18 protein-coding genes are annotated in these 15,887 nt (G+C 68.0%); 9 read left to right on the forward strand and 9 right to left on the reverse strand.

Annotated features, from left to right (window positions below; all coding sequences use genetic code 11):
• Positions 1–151: 151 nt before the first annotated feature.
• Positions 152–1,147 carry a LysR substrate-binding domain-containing protein gene (locus tag AB0L57_RS03335; RefSeq protein WP_364956337.1) on the reverse strand — a complete coding sequence of 332 codons (996 nt, stop codon included), beginning with the start codon at positions 1,145–1,147 and terminating at the stop codon, positions 152–154.
• A 300-nt stretch (positions 1,148–1,447) separates the two neighbouring features.
• Between AB0L57_RS03335 and AB0L57_RS03340 the strand changes: the two genes are divergently transcribed.
• Positions 1,448–2,590 carry a Glu/Leu/Phe/Val dehydrogenase dimerization domain-containing protein gene (locus tag AB0L57_RS03340; protein WP_364957259.1) on the forward strand — a complete coding sequence of 381 codons (1,143 nt, stop codon included), beginning with the start codon at positions 1,448–1,450 and terminating at the stop codon, positions 2,588–2,590.
• A 71-nt stretch (positions 2,591–2,661) separates the two neighbouring features.
• On the opposite strand, the gene AB0L57_RS03345 is transcribed toward AB0L57_RS03340, so the two are convergent.
• Both AB0L57_RS03345 and AB0L57_RS03350 read right to left on the reverse strand, forming a co-directional pair.
• On the reverse strand, positions 2,662–2,895 hold the full coding sequence (locus AB0L57_RS03345) for a hypothetical protein (protein WP_364956340.1): 234 nt from the start codon (positions 2,893–2,895) through the stop codon (positions 2,662–2,664).
• A gap of 164 nt (positions 2,896–3,059) precedes the next feature.
• On the reverse strand, positions 3,060–3,722 hold the full coding sequence (locus tag AB0L57_RS03350) for a maleylpyruvate isomerase family mycothiol-dependent enzyme (protein ID WP_364956342.1): 663 nt from the start codon (positions 3,720–3,722) through the stop codon (positions 3,060–3,062).
• A gap of 71 nt (positions 3,723–3,793) precedes the next feature.
• On the opposite strand from AB0L57_RS03350, the gene AB0L57_RS03355 reads away from it, so the two are divergent.
• Positions 3,794–4,708, forward strand: coding sequence for a MerR family transcriptional regulator (locus AB0L57_RS03355; RefSeq protein WP_364956345.1), 915 nt, complete (start codon positions 3,794–3,796; stop codon positions 4,706–4,708).
• 671 nt (positions 4,709–5,379) lie between these two features.
• Positions 5,380–6,078 (forward strand): class I SAM-dependent methyltransferase, encoded by a 699-nt coding sequence (locus tag AB0L57_RS03360; protein WP_364956348.1) that lies wholly within the window; start codon positions 5,380–5,382, stop codon positions 6,076–6,078.
• Between the two features lie 99 nt (positions 6,079–6,177).
• Here the strand turns inward: AB0L57_RS03360 and AB0L57_RS03365 are convergent, their stop codons facing one another.
• A complete protein-coding gene (locus AB0L57_RS03365) occupies positions 6,178–6,669 on the reverse strand; it encodes a carbonic anhydrase (RefSeq protein WP_364956351.1) in 492 nt (163 codons plus the stop codon).
• Positions 6,670–6,915: 246 nt separating this feature from the next.
• Between AB0L57_RS03365 and AB0L57_RS03370 the strand changes: the two genes are divergently transcribed.
• Positions 6,916–7,779 carry a dioxygenase gene (locus AB0L57_RS03370; protein WP_364956354.1) on the forward strand — a complete coding sequence of 288 codons (864 nt, stop codon included), beginning with the start codon at positions 6,916–6,918 and terminating at the stop codon, positions 7,777–7,779.
• A gap of 38 nt (positions 7,780–7,817) precedes the next feature.
• Here AB0L57_RS03370 and AB0L57_RS03375 read toward each other — a convergent pair whose 3' ends face one another.
• Both AB0L57_RS03375 and AB0L57_RS03380 read right to left on the reverse strand, forming a co-directional pair.
• Positions 7,818–8,729: an NAD-dependent epimerase/dehydratase family protein gene (locus tag AB0L57_RS03375; protein ID WP_364956358.1), complete on the reverse strand. Its 912-nt coding sequence runs from the start codon at positions 8,727–8,729 to the stop codon at positions 7,818–7,820.
• 27 nt (positions 8,730–8,756) lie between these two features.
• Entirely contained in the window at positions 8,757–9,572 is an 816-nt protein-coding gene (locus AB0L57_RS03380) for an SDR family oxidoreductase (protein ID WP_364956361.1), read from the reverse strand.
• A 168-nt stretch (positions 9,573–9,740) separates the two neighbouring features.
• Between AB0L57_RS03380 and AB0L57_RS03385 the strand changes: the two genes are divergently transcribed.
• Entirely contained in the window at positions 9,741–10,493 is a 753-nt protein-coding gene (locus tag AB0L57_RS03385) for a helix-turn-helix domain-containing protein (RefSeq protein ID WP_364956364.1), read from the forward strand.
• 51 nt (positions 10,494–10,544) lie between these two features.
• On the opposite strand, the gene AB0L57_RS03390 is transcribed toward AB0L57_RS03385, so the two are convergent.
• Entirely contained in the window at positions 10,545–11,051 is a 507-nt protein-coding gene (locus AB0L57_RS03390; RefSeq protein ID WP_364956367.1) for a MarR family winged helix-turn-helix transcriptional regulator, read from the reverse strand.
• A gap of 96 nt (positions 11,052–11,147) precedes the next feature.
• On the opposite strand from AB0L57_RS03390, the gene AB0L57_RS03395 reads away from it, so the two are divergent.
• Positions 11,148–11,579: a nuclear transport factor 2 family protein gene (locus AB0L57_RS03395; RefSeq protein ID WP_364956370.1), complete on the forward strand. Its 432-nt coding sequence runs from the start codon at positions 11,148–11,150 to the stop codon at positions 11,577–11,579.
• Between the two features lie 69 nt (positions 11,580–11,648).
• Here AB0L57_RS03395 and AB0L57_RS03400 read toward each other — a convergent pair whose 3' ends face one another.
• The gene (locus AB0L57_RS03400) at positions 11,649–12,521 is read right to left on the reverse strand and encodes a YihY/virulence factor BrkB family protein (protein ID WP_364956373.1); all 873 of its coding nucleotides are present in this window, start codon (positions 12,519–12,521) and stop codon (positions 11,649–11,651) included.
• A 373-nt stretch (positions 12,522–12,894) separates the two neighbouring features.
• On the opposite strand from AB0L57_RS03400, the gene AB0L57_RS03405 reads away from it, so the two are divergent.
• Positions 12,895–13,302: a hypothetical protein gene (locus AB0L57_RS03405; protein WP_364956376.1), complete on the forward strand. Its 408-nt coding sequence runs from the start codon at positions 12,895–12,897 to the stop codon at positions 13,300–13,302.
• 158 nt (positions 13,303–13,460) lie between these two features.
• On the opposite strand, the gene AB0L57_RS03410 is transcribed toward AB0L57_RS03405, so the two are convergent.
• Entirely contained in the window at positions 13,461–14,165 is a 705-nt protein-coding gene (locus AB0L57_RS03410; protein ID WP_364956378.1) for a hypothetical protein, read from the reverse strand.
• A gap of 69 nt (positions 14,166–14,234) precedes the next feature.
• Here AB0L57_RS03410 and AB0L57_RS03415 point away from each other — a divergent pair, with 69 nt between their 5' ends.
• Both AB0L57_RS03415 and AB0L57_RS03420 read left to right on the forward strand, forming a co-directional pair.
• Positions 14,235–14,501, forward strand: a complete 267-nt coding sequence (locus AB0L57_RS03415) for a hypothetical protein (protein WP_364956381.1) — start codon at positions 14,235–14,237, stop codon at positions 14,499–14,501.
• An 84-nt stretch (positions 14,502–14,585) separates the two neighbouring features.
• Positions 14,586–15,869, forward strand: a complete 1,284-nt coding sequence (locus tag AB0L57_RS03420; protein ID WP_364956384.1) for a hypothetical protein — start codon at positions 14,586–14,588, stop codon at positions 15,867–15,869.
• Positions 15,870–15,887: the final 18 nt, after the last annotated feature.

A 15,887-nucleotide genomic window follows, 5' to 3' on the forward strand; every position in this document is an offset into this window, starting at 1 on the left:
AGCATACGAAGAAACCGCCCGCGAACCCACCGAACCCGGCCGAAATCAGGGTCGTTTCCGGCACCCCCGACGGGCCGATCGCCCCCGGCACCGGCCCGACCGGGCCGGTATCGATGAAGGTCACAGGTCCGGCGCGATCACATCGCGACGATCAGCCGAGACCGAGACCGTTGCGCGGTGCCTGAAGCGAATCCGGTGGCGACGCCTCGGGTTCGGTTCCCGTGGCAGCCAGGGCGATCTCGGCGCCGATCCCCTTGTCGACCGCGGCGTCGCGCACGGCATTGACGACGATCAGCAATGCCGCCCGGCGTGCGGAATTGGTGCGATAGGCCAGCGATACGGTCCGCGTGAAGGCATCGCCGAGACCGACGATGTCCACGCCTTGTGGCCGCAGTGCCAGACCCAGATCCGACACCAGGGTGACGCCCAGTCCGGCCGCGACCATCGCCATCGCGGTCGCCTGCTCCTCCACCTCGTGGTCGATGCGCGGTCCGATCCCGGCCGATTGGAACGCCAGCCGGACCGCGTGGCCGAAGTGGGAGCGGCCGGGCGCGAGAATCCACGGATGCTCGGCCAATTCGGCCAGGGTCACGCTGCTCGCGGGCACCGCACCGGCCGGCACCGCCGCATAGATCCGCTCGACGCCGATGACGGCACGTTCCAGACCCCGGTCCCAGGTCATCGGATAGTTGGAATAGTCGAGCACGAACGACAGATCGAGCGCGCCGTCGCGGACCGCCGCCGCGGTGGACTCCGGCGCGAGTTCTTTGGTCCGCACCAGGATGCCGGGGTGGGTGCGCGCGAGTGCGGTCAGCGCGTCGGGCACCAGACCGGAGGCCACCGACGCCCACACCCCGGCGGTCACCTTCGCCGTCACCGATTCCCCGGCTTCTTCCAGCGCCTGCGTCGCCCGCTCGACCGAGGCGAGGATCTCCTCGGCGTGCTCGGCCAGCAGCACTCCGCGGTCGGTGAGCAGCAACCGCCGGCCGCGCCGCTCGAACAGGCGCAGGCCGACATCCCGCTCCAGTTGCGCGAGCTGCTGCGATACCGCCGAGGCGGTGTAGTGCAGGGCGCTCGCCGCCGCCGTGATCGTGCCGCGCCGATGCAACTCGCGCAACATACGCAACCGAGGCAGGGACAGGTCCATGCAGACGAGCGTAAGCGTTGTGCAGTAACTCTGAACAACGCCGTGTACGAACCGTAAATAGACGTGTGGCCAGTGGGAATGCAATCTGGTTGCAGCGAGCACCAACCGGCGACGACGAGGTCCGGACGGACGATGCGCGACTCGGCGCTCCCCGCGGGCGGTGGTCGGCGTTCCGGAATTCAGAGGAGGTAGTTCGCCGTGACGATGATCCACAACCCCGCCGAGGGCACCGCACCGACCGTTCCGGCCAGCACGCCGGCACCGGCACTCATCCCGGCCGTCCGCAAACCCCAGCCCTATATGCGCCTGCATTGGACGGATTCGGCCACCGACGCGGTCGGTTACCTCGTCGTCCACACGCTGCGCGGCGGCCTGGCCACCGGTGGCACCCGGATGCGGGCGGGTTGCACGCTCAGTGAGGTCGAGGACCTCGCGCGGGGTATGGCCGCCAAGACCGCGACCTTCGACCTGCCGATCGGCGGCGCCAAGGGTGGAATCGACTTCGACCCCAAGGACCCGCGCGCCATCGACGTGCTGGAACGGTTCTGCGAGGCCATGCGGCCGTGGATCGATGCGCACTGGGTGACCGCCGAGGATCTGGGTGTTCCGCAGCATCTGATCGATGAGGTATTCGGCAGGATCGGCCTCGGGCAGAGCTATCACGCCGCCATCCGCCGCGCCCCCGATCCCGTCGCAACCCTGGAACGGGTCCGGCACGGTCTCGACGCCGCGGTCGAGGGCGGGTTTCTGCTCGGCGATGTGATCGGCGGTTACGGTGTCGCACACGCCTGCCTGGCCACCGCCGTCTCGTGGGGGCGGGCGCCGTCGGAGACCACCGTCGCGATTCAGGGTGTCGGCACCATGGGTGGCGCCGCCGCCTACTACCTGCACGAAGCCGGTATGCGGGTCACCACCGTGGCCGACGCCGCCGGTGCCCTGCACCGCGCCGGTGGCCTCGACATCCCCGCCCTGCTGCAACTGCGCGACGCGTACGGCGAAATCGACCGGTCCCAGCTGCCCGAGGACGTCGAGCAACTGCCGCGCACCGCGGTCCTGTCCGCCGACGCCGACATCCTGGTCCCGGCGGCCATCTCCTACGCGATCACCCCGGACAACTCCTACGATGTGCGGGCCCGCGTCATCGTCGAGGCCGCCAACGCCGCCACCACACCGGAGGCCGAGGCCATGCTCGCCGCCCGCGGCGTCGCGGTGGTACCGGATTTCGTCGCCAACGCCGGTGCGGTCGCCTGGGCTTGGTGGCTACTGCTCGGCGAGGTCGACGACGTCCCGGACAACTCGTTCGATCGCCTCCGCACCACCATGCACGCCAAGGTGGCGCAGCTGCTCGCCGCGTGGGCCGACCACGGTGTCACACCGCGCGAGACCGGCCGTCGCTGGGCCGACGAACCGTCGCCGGTCACCGCCACCGTCGTCATCCCCTGACCGACCGGTTCGCGCCGGTACATCCGCCGGCGCGAATCCGATCGAATCGGCGCGGGCCGATCCACCAGCGCTCACCGTCGCCGGTGGTACCGGAACCAGCTGCCCGGATGCAGCCCGTGGCCGCGCAAGGCCACGGATCCGGCCTCCACCAGGATCAGCATCACGAGCACCAGCAGTACACCCGACCCGATCCACACCTGCACCGTGTCGTACACCGGCAGATGCCCGCCGGGCACCCCGGTCGCGCGCGCACCGAGGGTGAGCAGGGATCCGGTCACCGCACCACCGGCCATCGTCGTCACCACCGTTCCCAACCTGCCGTGCCGCCGCGGCCCACCTGCCGCAACGACGAGTTCGCCATCGACCCCGCAGTTCCATCCAACCGCGGCGGCGCGTCCGTGACCGCATGGAAGACGTAAATATGACGTGCTGAGACCCGGCAACAGGGTCATGCCCCGACGGGATTCGCTCAGCGGCTCGGGTCGTGCCGGGCGGTCCAGCGCAGCGCACCGTCGCCGGTCAGCCGGCCCGCCGCGGGTTCCCGGCCGGTGAGCACCAGCAGCACGTCGGTGGCGGATCCTTCGATGACCGGCCCGGCACCGGCAACCCAGCCGATGTCGGTGGCCGCGAGCCGGTAGCCGTCGAACTTCCTGCGGGCATGGAACGGGGCGCCGGTGTGCCATATCCGGTCCAGCGCCGATCGTGCGGCGGCGGCCGGCACCGTGCGCGCGATGCCGAGCGGGATCGCGATGTCCTGGCCGTGCACGAGAAGATCCATCAGCCGGTCTTGCGGCGTCGTCCCGGCCGGAGTCGCCCGAGCGCCGGCGGTCGCTCGCAACTCGGAGAGCAACTGTGCGCCGGTGCGCGTGTCCGCGTGGCGAATGGCGGTATCGCGGATCGCCCGGTTCAGGCTGCCGCGGGCGCGGGCCAGATTGAGCAGCAGCCATCCGATCGTGGGGCGGGCCGACAACACCAGATGCGCGGCGACATCGCGCACCCGCCAGCCGTCACACAGCGACGTGTGATCCCAGTCCCGCTCGGGCAGGTTCTGCAGCATCTCGGCCACGCTCACGCGCTCGATGTCGACCGCGCACCAGATCTGTTCGGCGCACATCGATTTCGGTTCTGTCATCGGTCCGGCTCCCTCTGTCGGTGGTGTTCCAGTAGGTTAGGAACTCCAGTCGGGTGGAGGTTCCAGCTATTGTGACCCACAACACACGACGCGAGGGCCTGGTCGCGATCGGGGAACTGTCCCGGCGCACCGGCGTACCGGTGCGCACCATCCGCTTCTATTGCGACGCCGGGCTCCTGCGACCGCACCGCAGCAGCGGCGGGCACCGCCTGTTCGATCCGATTGCCGTGGACCGGCTGCGGTCGATACGCCGCCTGCGCGCGCTCGGACTCGGTCTGAACGCGATCACCACCGTGTTGGAGGGCACCGTGTCACTCACCGAAGCGGTAGCCGCCGAACAGGCCGCATTGGATACCGAATTGGGTGAAATAATGTGGCGGCGAGCCACATTGGCCGCTGCCCGGGATGCCCCAGCGACCGCGCGAACCAGGCGCCTGGACCTGCTCGCGACGATCAGCGATCGCCACGACGCCCACAACAATCTGGTCACCTTCTGGCGGCAGCTGCTGGCTCCGGCGCCGGCGAGCGTGTTCGACGCGTTCGTCACCATGAACGTCCCGGCCCCACCGGCCACCCCGACCCCCGGGCAGGTGGTCACCTACGCCGAACTGGTCGGCGCCACCGCCGATCCCGCGCTGGCCCCCGCGATCTCGCGCCAGCTGTGGCGTTCCGATCTCACCGGAATCCGCCACCCGCGAGAACTGCTGGCCGGAATCGCCGATGCCTGCGCCATGGTGGACCCGCTGCTCACCACCCGTACCCCACCGCGGCCCGGGCCCGAGCTGGACTGTTTCCTCGACGCCCACACCACCGCCCGCAACGAACGCGACACCCCCGGCTTCCGGCAACGCCTCCTGCTCGGCGCGGACGATTCCGATCCTCGCCTCCATCGATACTGGGAGCTCACCGGCGCGATCACCGCGACGACCACCGCCGGCGCCGCTCTGCGGTGGCTGCGAGAAGCCCTGGCGCAGTCCCGGTCATGACCCCACCCGGTGCGGGAGGGCGTTCATGCGGGCGGCATTGCGCACCGGTTGTGCGGCGACGGCCCGCCGCCTCATGGCGTACCGGTTTGCGGGTCGCCGGGTCGGAAGATGTTCGTACCAGCCGACTTCGACATAGAGAGCTCCGCCGGTGATCCGTCCGTTCGATCAGTGGCTGGCGAGTGTCGCCGATGCGGGCCGAGCCACAGCGGGTGCGGACGTCGAACTCGGTTCGCAGGCCCGGTGCCTGCCGGCCAGTCGTGTGCCCGTGGGTAGCACGGTTGTCACCGCAGTGGCGTCCACTCGTAGTCGATGAAGCTCGGCAAACATCCGGTCGACCGACCCATAACGGGTAGTGAGCTCGTACAACAGCCGCTCGATCGAACTCGCTGGCGAAGTCACAAACCCCCGATACCCACGGCACACGACAAGCAAACCTGAATCGGAAATTCGCCCGCGGTTTCCTGAGAAGGACGGTCCGACACGCACTCGATGTCGGACGCACCCCGGTGGTCATGAACTACCGTTCAGGTTCACCACACTGCGTCCGCGCTCGACTAGAGACCACGGCGATGCCCCGATCTTCGGTATCGCCGGCGATGAACAGAACCGGCCGGCATCACGGCATGCCACGGGACGAATCTGTACTACGGGTCGACAGAGGAGATGGGCTGTTGGTCAGCGATTTCGCGTATACGGGCTGTGACAATCTGGAGGTCATGGCCGAGGCGGTCAACTACAACACTTTTCTCGTAAACACCGTCGGCAAGTATCTGACGGCCCCGGGAATGCGAGTCCTCGATTTCGGCGCCGGATCGGGAACCTACGCCGACCTGCTCGCCGGGCAGCACATCACCCCCGACTGCCTCGAGCCGGACCGAAAGCTGCAGAACACGTTGCGGTCGAAGGGCTATCGGGTCATCGATCACGAGGCGCAGATTCCGGTGGGCGAGCGGTACGACGTCGTCTACACCTTCAACGTCCTCGAGCACATCGAGGACGATCAGGCGGCCGCGCACCAGCTGGCATCGCTGCTGCGGCCCGGCGGTGAATTGGTCGTCTACGTGCCCGCGCTCGAAATCCTCTTCACATCCATGGACACCAAGGTCGGGCACTACCGCCGATACCGTCGCCCCCAGCTCGATCGGCTGCTGCGCAACGCGGGCCTCGAGATCGTGGAGTCGCGCTATTGCGATCCCATCGGATTCTTCGCGACCCTCGCCTACCGGGTTCTCGGCTCGGGCGACGGCACGATCGATCCACGCTCGCTCAAGCTCTACGACCGGGTGGTATTCCCGATCAGCAGGGCGCTGCACGCTCTCACGAGCAAACTCTTCGGCAAGAACGTCCTGGTCGTCGCCCGCGCGAGCTGAGTCACGGCCCGGCGCGATCGTCGCCCGATAAGCCGCGAGGGTTCGGATCGTCGCCGGTCGGTCGGGCCGGCGACGATCGCGCGCGCGGCCGTCTGCCGTTCAGGCGTCGACCTCGTGCAGTTTGCCGGTGGCGACATCGAAGACGAACCCGCGCAGCGACGTGGTCGCGGTCACGAAGGGACTACTCTCGATGCGCCGGATGGATTGGCGCACATCCACATCCAGATCGTCGAACGCCTCCGCGGCCCATGCCGGTTTGATGCCGGTCTCGTCCTGGATGCTGCGTTTGAAGTCGTCGTCGGTGAAGGTCAGCATGCCGCAGTCGGTGTGGTGGACGAGGATGATCTCCGTCGTGCCGAGTAGTCGCTGACTGATGGCCAGCGACCGGATCTCGTCGTCGGTCACCACGCCACCCGCATTCCGGATGACGTGCGCCTCCCCTTCTTTCAATCCCAGGATGCGGTAGACGTCGAGCCGCGCGTCCATACACGCCACCACGGCGACATGTTTGCTCGGCGGCAGCGGAAGCGGCCCGCTGAATCGGTCCGCGTATTCGGCGTTGTTGGCGAGGTACTCGTCGGTGACCGTCATGATCGCGCCCCTTCGTCAGGGTGGGTGAGGACATTCACATGTACGCATGGATCCTGTTCCTGCGACCGTACCGGCCGCCAGATATTCACTCATCGTGAAGCCAACGGTTGCCCGGCTCCGGCGCACTTCCGGATGCCCGCCACCGGCCGCCCGGCATGCTCACAGCGACCGCACAGCGCACTGCTGTCCGGTGCCGAACCACCATTACTACCGTCGCTTCCGACATCACGCGAACAAGAAGTGGCAATGGACGAACACGATCTGGGATTGACCCACGACCTGCGCGTGATGTCCCGGCGACGAATACTGTCGCTGTTCGGCGTAGCGGGCGCGACCGCGGTCGCCGCCGGATGTGCGATCTCCTCGAACGGCACCGCCTCCGCGCCGGCAGGAACCACGTCGGCGACCACCTCAGGCGACACCCCGGCGGCGACACCGCAGGAGACCGCGGGCCCCTACCCCGGCGACGGCTCGAACGGACCGAATGTGCTGATCGAGTCCGGTGTCGTCCGCTCCGACATCACCACCAGCTTCGGGTCGTATTCCGGTACCGCGCAGGGTGTTCCGATGACCCTGACGCTGACCCTGCGGGATCTGGTCGAGGACCGGGCCGGCACGGGGATGGCCGTCTACGTGTGGCACTGCGACCGACAGGGCGAATACTCCCTCTACGGCGCGGGGGTGACCGAACAGAACTATCTGCGCGGCGTACAGGTCGCCGGCGACGACGGCACCGTCCGATTCACCTCGATCTTCCCCGCCTGTTACTCCGGCCGGTGGCCACACATCCATTTCGAGGTCCATGACGATCTCGCCACCGCGGTCGCCGGCGGCAACGCCCGGCTGACCTCGCAGATCGCTCTGCCCCAGGACATCTGCGAGCAGGTCTACGCCGCCGATTCCGGATATTCGGCGAGCGTGGCCAACCTGTCGAGGGTCGCACTGTCCTCGGACAATGTCTTCGGTGACGGCTGGGATGCCGAACTCGCCACTGTCACAGGCACTCCCGCCGACGGGCTGGTCGTCGCACTGACGATCGGGGTCGCGGCCGCATCGGACGGCACCGCGGCCCCCGGCGGTGCCCCGCCGGACGGTCCCCCGCCCCGCTGACCACGCCGGGCGGCGACAGGATCGGACGGGTCCGATCTTCAGCGCGCGGCCGACACGACCTCCACGAGCGCTTCGACCGCGCGGACACAATCGTCGCGGTCGTAGCCCAGACGCCGGACGTCCCCGGCATCCGGCTCGTAGGCCAGGGTGTTGCCACGCCCCTGGATGATGGAGGCATCCGGTTGCAGCCGGTGCTCCTCGTCGCGCTCGGCGATGACCCGTCCGGATCCGGCAGCATCGACGAGCATCTGGAAGAACTCCCGGTAGGACAGATTCTGATCGCCGACGAGATAAGCCGCACCGGGTTCCCCGTGCAGCAGTGCGCCCCGAATCGCCTGTGCGAGTGAATCCGCGGACATGTAGTTGGTCCCGCCGATGGGTGCGAAATCGGGGATACCGGGTTCGCGACCGGCGGCCCACGACACCATTCGCCGATAGCGCCGGGCCGACGGGCCCGGGACCGCACCGATGATCGATGGCGGATTGAGGGTACAGGCGACGAACGAGTCGTCGGCCAGTGCGCGGGCACCCTCGTCGGCGGCCTTGCGCGCGGCGATGTACGGGTTGTGCTCGGCCAGGTCCGGGCGCAACTGGTGGTAGTAGCTGCCGACCTGAACGAAACGCCGCACACCGGCCTGTTTCGCCAGCTCGGCGAAGCGTGGCACGCCCACACTCTGGGTGTTCGCCCAGAATTCCCGCGAGTCGTCCTCGGGCTTCTTGTGCCGTACGTCCTGCCCGGCCGCGAACACGACGCCGTCGAACGCTGCCAGCTGTTCGAGAGTGAACGACGGGACGGTGTAATCGCCCTGGATCTGCGCGAAGCCGGCGACCGGCGACTCCGCTGGGATCGGACCGCGGCCCGCCACGGTGACCTCGTCGCCGTGCGCGCGCAGATGCCGGGCGGCGTGCGCGCCGATCATGCCGGTACCGCCGATGATCAGGATCTTCATGAACAGATGTCTCTTCCGTAGCGGGGATCAGGGATTGCGGGGGCGATTGGTCCAGCCACCGGAGTGACGTGGCACCCAGCCACCGCTGGCATGTGTGCCACCGTCGACGTGGATCGTGCCACCGGTGACGAAGCGCGACAGGCCGGAGGCGAGAAAGAGCGCAACTCCCGCAACGTCTTCCGGCTGTCCGGGACCACCCAGCGGCGACCAGTGCGGCCACAGCGAGCGGTCCTGTTCGGGAACGATCTCGGCATAGGGCACCTGGACCGATTCGATGAGATCGGGCGCGATCGCGTTGACGCGGATACCGGACGGGCCGACCTCGGCCGCCAGCGACCGGGTGAAACCCGTCAAAGCGGCCTTGTATCCGGAGTACACCGCATGACCGGGAATCGCGCGATGAGCCTCGACGGTGGTGAGATTGATGATCGAACCGCTCCGCCGTTCGATCATGCCCGGCAGCAGCGCCTGGGTGAGGCGAAGGACATGTGCGAAGTTGATGTCGTGCAACTCGTCCCACAGTGCGGGCGCGTTGGCCGCGAAGGTGTGTGGCGGTCGCAGATAGTGACCCACATTGTTGACCAGGACATCCGGCCGGTGCTCGACGAGTTCGGCCGGGCACGGTGTGGTACGTACGTCCCATTCTAGACCCGCTATCGAGCCACCGGCGGCGGGGTCGAAGTCGAGCCCGCCGATCGGTTCACTGTCGGCGACCAGGACATCGGCACCATGGGCGGCGAATGCCCGTGCGACGGCGGCACCGATACCGGCGGCGCCGCCGGTGACCACCGCACGCCGGCCGGTCAGCATCGCACCGGGTGTGAATGAACTGAATTCGGTCATCGTCGGATTACAGAACATTTGCCTCGCCGCCGAAAGCCCTCTTTCCGGCTGCCGGAATACTTCGTGCCGCCGATGCCCGACGTCGCCTATCGTGCGAGACGGCCTCGTCTGCGACTTTCCGAGCCGGAGTACCTCGTCGCACCGGGCGAGGGCGAGAAAGGAACTCGGATGCGATCGCAGAGCCCCGGCGAGGTCCCGACCGGAGTCATGCAGCGCGCGGCGCTGATCCTCGACGCGCTCGACGGTGTCGAACGCCTGACCCTGTCGCAGATCGTCGTCGCCACCGGACTGCCGCTGTCGTCGGTCCATCGCGCGCTCGAGCAGTTGGTCGCCCTGCGCTGGGTGCACCGCGCGGGCAAGGAGTATCAGCTGGGCATGCGCATCATCGAGCTGGGCTCGGCTGCGGCACAACAGAATTCGCTGCGACGAGCCGCACTGCCCAGTCTGCACTGGTTGCACCGGGTCACCGGCTGCATCGTGCATCTGGGCGTCCTCGACGGGAACGAGGCGGTCTATCTCGAGAAGATCGGCGGAGAACTCGTCGCGGACATCCGGTCGCGCGTGGGCAGTCGCCTGCCGGCGCACACGTCGACGATCGGCAAGGCATTGCTCTCGGTCGAGGACTCCCGGCGCGACGGTTCGCCGGAGATCGGCGGTGCGCGGGAATTGCGCGTGGTGTACGACGACGAGCGGTGCATGGAGGGATTCGGGTGTGTGGCCGCACCGATCGGACAGCCCGGCCACGGCGACCCCGCCGCTCTGTCCATTTTCGGATCGGCGGCCAGGATTCGCGCCGATCGGCGGATACGGATGTCGGTGCAGACCGCGGCCGCCGAGATCGGACGTCGCATGCACCGGGCCCAGTTCGGCATCGCCGACCGTCGCGCAATCCCCCACCCGCACAACCGATTGCGCGCCTGACATTCCGGACCTCCCGGGCGCCGGCGGCTCGAGCCGGATCCGGCCACGGCGTCAGGGCGCGCGGCTGCCCGTGGGACCGCCGCCGTCCTCGGTGGCGAGGTGGGCGTTGACGCGATTGAGCAGAGCGAACAGCTGCGCGCGTTCATCGTGGTCGAGCGGGCCCATGATGTGCTCGTTGACGCCGTCGAGGATGCGATCGAGTTCGGCGAGGCGACGCTCGCCGAGTCCGGTGATGGTGATGACGTTGCGGCGTTTGTCGGCCGGGTCGGGGGCGCGGCGAACCCAGCCGCCGCCTTCGAGGTCGTTGAGGACGGCGACGAGGTCACTCTTGTAGACGCTGGTGCGGTCGGACAACGTCGCCTGGCTCGCCGGACCGAACTCGGCGAGCACGGCCAGCACCACGAAGTGGTCCTTGTGGGCGCCCGCGGCCCGCAGCGCCTCCCGCGAGACACGCCCCATCTGCGCGGCCGTCATCCCCGCCAGGCGCGCGAGCTGCCGCTCGAGCCGCGCAGGGGTTTCACCGCCGCGGTCGAACCGCAGCTCCTCGCCGGTCTCCATACCGCGGAGCATACCCGCTTGCGTTAGTGCCTCTAACGATCTACATTCATTTATGTCACTAACGTTAGTGGCTCTAATGAATTGTAGGAGATTGTCATGACCAGCACCGAAGCCCTGATCCGCGACCTCGCCGACCGCGCCGAACTGACCGAGTTGGTCGCCCGCCACAGCCTGTGGGTCGACGAGGACTTCGCCGATACCGGCCGGATCTTCACCGAGGATGTCGCGGTCACCTCGATCCGCGGGCAGGCGCACGGCATCGAGGAGCTCGACGCGCTCGTGCGCAAGGGGCATGACGCCTACGCCCGCACCCTGCACAACAAGTGCAACCTCATCATCGAGATCGACGGCGACACCGCCACGGTCCGGGCACACGACATCGCCGTCTTCGCCATCGACGACGAGACCGAGGCCCTCGCCGCCGGAATCCATCGATACGGAGCACGCCGCACCTCGGACGGATGGCGTTTCGACCGGCTCGACGTGTCTCCGGTCGCACTGACCGAACCGCTGGCTCGAGCACTCTAGGTCGACCGGCTCGACCCCGCCCGCATCGTGTGCGCCTTCCGCCGTGGTCGCCGCGGTGGGAGGTCGCGGTCAGCGCACCGGCTCGGCCTCCGAGATTCCGGTGACGCGCACGGCCCTGTCCCGGGTGAGCTGCGCATCGACGACCGCCCCGAGCAGGATCGCGAAGTTGGTGAGCCACAACCACATCAGCAGGACCACCGCCGCGGCCAGCGATCCGTACACGCGATCGAGCGAATCGAAGTGGGCCGCGTAGACCGACAGGCCCGCCGACCCCGCGATCCATATGGCGACCGCGATGAAACTCCCCGAGGTCAGCCAGCGCAGGCGCTGGCCCTCGGTATTCGGCGCCACCCGATACAGCAGTGCCAGAGTGATACTCACCAGCAGCGCCAGCACCGGCCACTTCACGATCGACCACACCAGCAGACCCGCGGAGCCGACGCCGAGGCGATTGCCGAAATGTTCGGCGAGTCCCGGCGTGACCGCGAAGCCGAGCACGGTCACGACCACAACGGCGACCATCATCAGGCCCAGCGCCAAGCGCAGCGGCAACGTCGTCCACACCGACCGGCTCTCCCGAACTCCGTAGAGCGCGTTGGCCGCACGGATGAATCCGCCGACATAGGTGGACACCGTCCAGAACGCCGACAGCAGGCCCACGATCGCCATCGGACCCGACAGCGTCTTCACCGACTCGAGATGCCGGATCGAATCCGAGATCAGCGTGGTGCCGTCGCCGGGCCCGAGCCGTCCGGCCGCCCCCGCCAGCGAGTCCGCCGGTAGCGGCCCGGCGATACTCAGCGCAACGATGGCGATCAGCAGCGCCGGAAACAGCGACAACATGCTGTAATACGTCAATGCCGCTGCCCAGTCGGACAATTCGTCCGACCACGCGGCACGCACCGTGCGCAGCAAGACCCGGACCTCGGTCCGGCGAAACATCCGATACCGAAGGCTGGGCCTCGACCCGACCGCCACTCTCATCACCTCCGAAGAACGACTTTCCCGATGCGAGCGCACTGCTTCCAGGCACCGGCGCATCCGGCGGATCCCCTTCGTGGCGCGGGCACCACCGTAAGGGGCAACCGGCCAGGACCGGGAACGGGGCATTCGGCTGTGGGAGTCCTCCCGCGCCGGACCGGGGTCGGCGCGGCCGCGGCGGTCCGGTGCGCTGCCGGGATCGGCTGTAGACGAACAGTTTTGAGGTTCTCGTGTTTGACACCGAACATGCCGGGTATACGCCGTTCACCCGGCTCGGGATCGTCGAATTCCGCCGAACCGAATGCGACGTGCCGGCAATGATCGAGGAGTTTTCATGATCAGCCAATCCGGCCGAATCCGGATCTGCGCACTGGCCGTTGCCGGTGCGGCCCTCGGAGCGGGCGCGTGCGCGACCTCGACCGAACCGACCCAGCCCGGTGCGACACAGACCGCGGGCACCGGCGACGATCCGGCAATCACTGCCCGGGCGGCGCAGGATCTGTGCCAGAGCCTGCGCGGTCATGTCCCGGACTGGCGCGGTAAGGACACCGCGCTGATCAAGGCCCAGTTCAACGGTGTGGTGCAGACATGGGCCGCGCGCAACAACGGAATCAATATCGCGATCGTGCGGCATCGGGACGTGATCGACACGACGACGTCGGCCACCTGTCCGCAGGTGCGCGCGGACACGCTGAACACAATGGGCACAGCGGATCTGGCGTCCGCGCTCGTCGGCTTCTGATGTTCGCCACCACCCGGGCCGCGATGTCGTCGCATCACGCACGAGTGCCCCGCGGCGACGGCCGCGGGGCACTCGTGTCTTCGATCGTGCTGCCACCCGCCGACTCGGTGTCCGCTGCGATACCGCAGCGGGCTCCGGACTCCGGCGGGTGGATGTGACTACTTGGCCGGGGCCTTGAACGGGGCGTTGATCGTCGCGAAGTACTGGATCGCGGCACCGATGGCGACCGGAGCCGTCACGAAGATCTGACCGGCCAGCACACCCAGGAAACCGACCGCGGCAGCGCCCGCGATGCAACCACCCAGCGGACCGGCGCCGAACAGGGTCAGCAGCGCACCGGTCGCGACGGCACCGAGGGCAGCGCCCGCGACACAGCCCAGGGCAGCGCCACCGATACCACCGGCCAGGGTGCCGATGGTGGCGCCGGTGGAAATCGTGTCCTTCAGCCGGGTGAAGGCGGCGAGTTCACGGTCGTAGGGGGTCTTCCACGGCGCACTGTCCTCGAAGGGCAGGGCGACAGGCTTGTAGACCGCGTGCTGCAGGTCGAACTGCGGGGTCAGGGTGGCGGTGTTACCGGCGATGTCGGCGGCGATCGGGAACTCGAAGTCGTCGACCCGGAAGTTCAGGGGGGTGCCGGCGAGCACGGCGCCGTTGGCGGCCTTGATCTTGAATACACCGTCCTCGACATCCATCGAGCCGCCGTCGGTCTTGACGACCGCCTTGTCGTTGTCGACGACACCGGCCTTGTAGTAGACGCTGTCGGCAGCGGCGGGCGCGGCCGGGTCGGCCGAAGCGGTACCGGCGGCCACACCGATCGCGGCAACCAGCATGGCGGCCGTCGCGACGAATTTCCTCATCATCATTTTTGCGGAACCTCGATAGAGAGTGGTTCTGGGACGAGAGGAATACAAAGCGATACCGGCTAATGGCTGGTGAACGATCCGATGTCGGCAATTCGTATTCCGTTCACCACCCAGATTCTTACCGGAGTCGCGAGAATCGAAATCCGTAGTGTGCGCACCATTTTCATTACCCTCGAAATCCTGGAGACGAACATCGAGAAGTTAATTGTGTCCGGGATCATAGTTGCCACACGCCTGACCGGGGATATCGATCGGCCGTCGCGGACAGCAGACCCGGAGGCATCGGATGTCGCAGGGGAATTCGGCTTCGGTGAACCGTTCGGTTCGGGTTGGTAACGATTCGGACCGTCCCTTGACCGGCGGCAACCGATTCTGTTTGGCTGACGTCAGATAAATTCGGGGGAATTTCGGGGGAACCAAATGTCTTCATTGCCTGCACGTTTCATGCGTGCGGTCGTCATCGTTCTGGTCTGGACAGCCGCGGTGGCGGGGCTTCTCGCCCCGGCGGCCGCCGCGGATCCGATCGACTGCGCTGCGCTCGCCGGCCAGATCCAAGCCCACAATCAGGCCGCGGCGGTACACAACGCGAACCCGCCGGATCCGAGCAATGCGGGCGCGGTCGCGGCCTACAACGCCGAAGCCGAACGCGGCAACGCCGAAGCCGCACAACTCAACTCCCAAGCGCAGCAGTGCCGCGCACAGGGCCACGACGAGCCCGATGTGGGCGGCCCACCACAGCCAAACAGCCCCGCACCGGCCCCGGGCCCGGCGCCCGCACCCGCACCCGCACCCGCACCCGCACCCGCACCGAAGGTACCGGGGCCTCCCCCGCCCGCATCCGGTTCGGGCGCACCGGGATTGAAAGCATCCCCCGGCGCCCCGGCGGCACCGGTGGTCGGACAACCATTGCCGGTTCCCGTCCGTCCCTCGCAGATTCTGGCCCCGCCGAGTATCCGCCCGGGAACGGCCTACAACCCCGCCTCGGCGGCCGGCGCCACCTTGAAGGCGCCCTCGCCCCTGCCGGGTAGCCTGGCCACGAATCCGCGTTTCACCCCGGCCCCGACGGAACCGATGCAAGCACCAGGACTCGACACCGCACCCGGGCAACCCGGCATGACCGGCACCCAGCAGGAATTCTTCGCCTCCGCCCCGCGGCTGCTCGATATCGCCAAAGCCGTACCCACACCGTCGAACTCGGGCAACGGCCAGATCTATCGGCTCCCCGACCTGACCGGCACCGGCGCCACCAGCAACAGTGGGCCCGCCCTCTACGCCGGCCCCGGTGACACCCGCGCCATAGCCGGCCCTCTCGACCCGCTCGGCCGGCCCACCGGCTCCTACGGCTACCTCGACGCCGCGGGCGCCAAGAGTCCCCGGACCGGCGTGCCGAACATCGACGTACCCGGCGCGACCGGCGCCTACCACCGCGGGCACCTGTGGCCGAACCAATACGGCGGGCCCGGCGACGTCCGGCAGTTCCTCGCACCGGAACTGGGCACCACGAACACCGGCGCGATGCGCGTCTACGAGCAGTACCTCGGCAAGATCGTGCGGGGCGACGTCGCCGGCGTACCGGCCCAGAACGTCACCTACGTCAAGGTGCCCATCTACACCGACGACAAGGTCATCCCCGACTACTATCTGCTCCAGGCATGGGGCGACCAGGGCTGGAACCTGCCACCGACCTACGTCCAGAACTACTGACACCGGCAAGGACACCCA

The organism is Nocardia sp. NPDC052254 (assembly GCF_040679495.1).
Lineage (GTDB): Bacteria > Actinomycetota > Actinomycetes > Mycobacteriales > Mycobacteriaceae > Nocardia.

What these genes read in the sequence shown, in the direction of transcription:
- AB0L57_RS03335 (WP_364956337.1), bottom strand. Translation starts at nt 1,147, where the DNA reads ATGGACCTGTCCCTGCCTCGGTTGCGTATGTTGCGCGAGTTGCATCGG.
- AB0L57_RS03340 (WP_364957259.1), top strand. Translation starts at nt 1,448, where the DNA reads ATGCGCCTGCATTGGACGGATTCGGCCACCGACGCGGTCGGTTACCTC.
- AB0L57_RS03350 (WP_364956342.1), bottom strand. Translation starts at nt 3,722, where the DNA reads ATGACAGAACCGAAATCGATGTGCGCCGAACAGATCTGGTGCGCGGTC.
- AB0L57_RS03365 (WP_364956351.1), bottom strand. Translation starts at nt 6,669, where the DNA reads ATGACGGTCACCGACGAGTACCTCGCCAACAACGCCGAATACGCGGAC.
- AB0L57_RS03370 (WP_364956354.1), top strand. Translation starts at nt 6,916, where the DNA reads ATGGACGAACACGATCTGGGATTGACCCACGACCTGCGCGTGATGTCC.
- AB0L57_RS03375 (WP_364956358.1), bottom strand. Translation starts at nt 8,729, where the DNA reads ATGAAGATCCTGATCATCGGCGGTACCGGCATGATCGGCGCGCACGCC.
- AB0L57_RS03380 (WP_364956361.1), bottom strand. Translation starts at nt 9,572, where the DNA reads ATGACCGAATTCAGTTCATTCACACCCGGTGCGATGCTGACCGGCCGG.
- AB0L57_RS03385 (WP_364956364.1), top strand. Translation starts at nt 9,741, where the DNA reads ATGCGATCGCAGAGCCCCGGCGAGGTCCCGACCGGAGTCATGCAGCGC.
- AB0L57_RS03390 (WP_364956367.1), bottom strand. Translation starts at nt 11,051, where the DNA reads ATGGAGACCGGCGAGGAGCTGCGGTTCGACCGCGGCGGTGAAACCCCT.
- AB0L57_RS03395 (WP_364956370.1), top strand. Translation starts at nt 11,148, where the DNA reads ATGACCAGCACCGAAGCCCTGATCCGCGACCTCGCCGACCGCGCCGAA.
- AB0L57_RS03400 (WP_364956373.1), bottom strand. Translation starts at nt 12,521, where the DNA reads ATGTTTCGCCGGACCGAGGTCCGGGTCTTGCTGCGCACGGTGCGTGCC.
- AB0L57_RS03405 (WP_364956376.1), top strand. Translation starts at nt 12,895, where the DNA reads ATGATCAGCCAATCCGGCCGAATCCGGATCTGCGCACTGGCCGTTGCC.
- AB0L57_RS03410 (WP_364956378.1), bottom strand. Translation starts at nt 14,165, where the DNA reads ATGATGATGAGGAAATTCGTCGCGACGGCCGCCATGCTGGTTGCCGCG.
- AB0L57_RS03420 (WP_364956384.1), top strand. Translation starts at nt 14,586, where the DNA reads ATGTCTTCATTGCCTGCACGTTTCATGCGTGCGGTCGTCATCGTTCTG.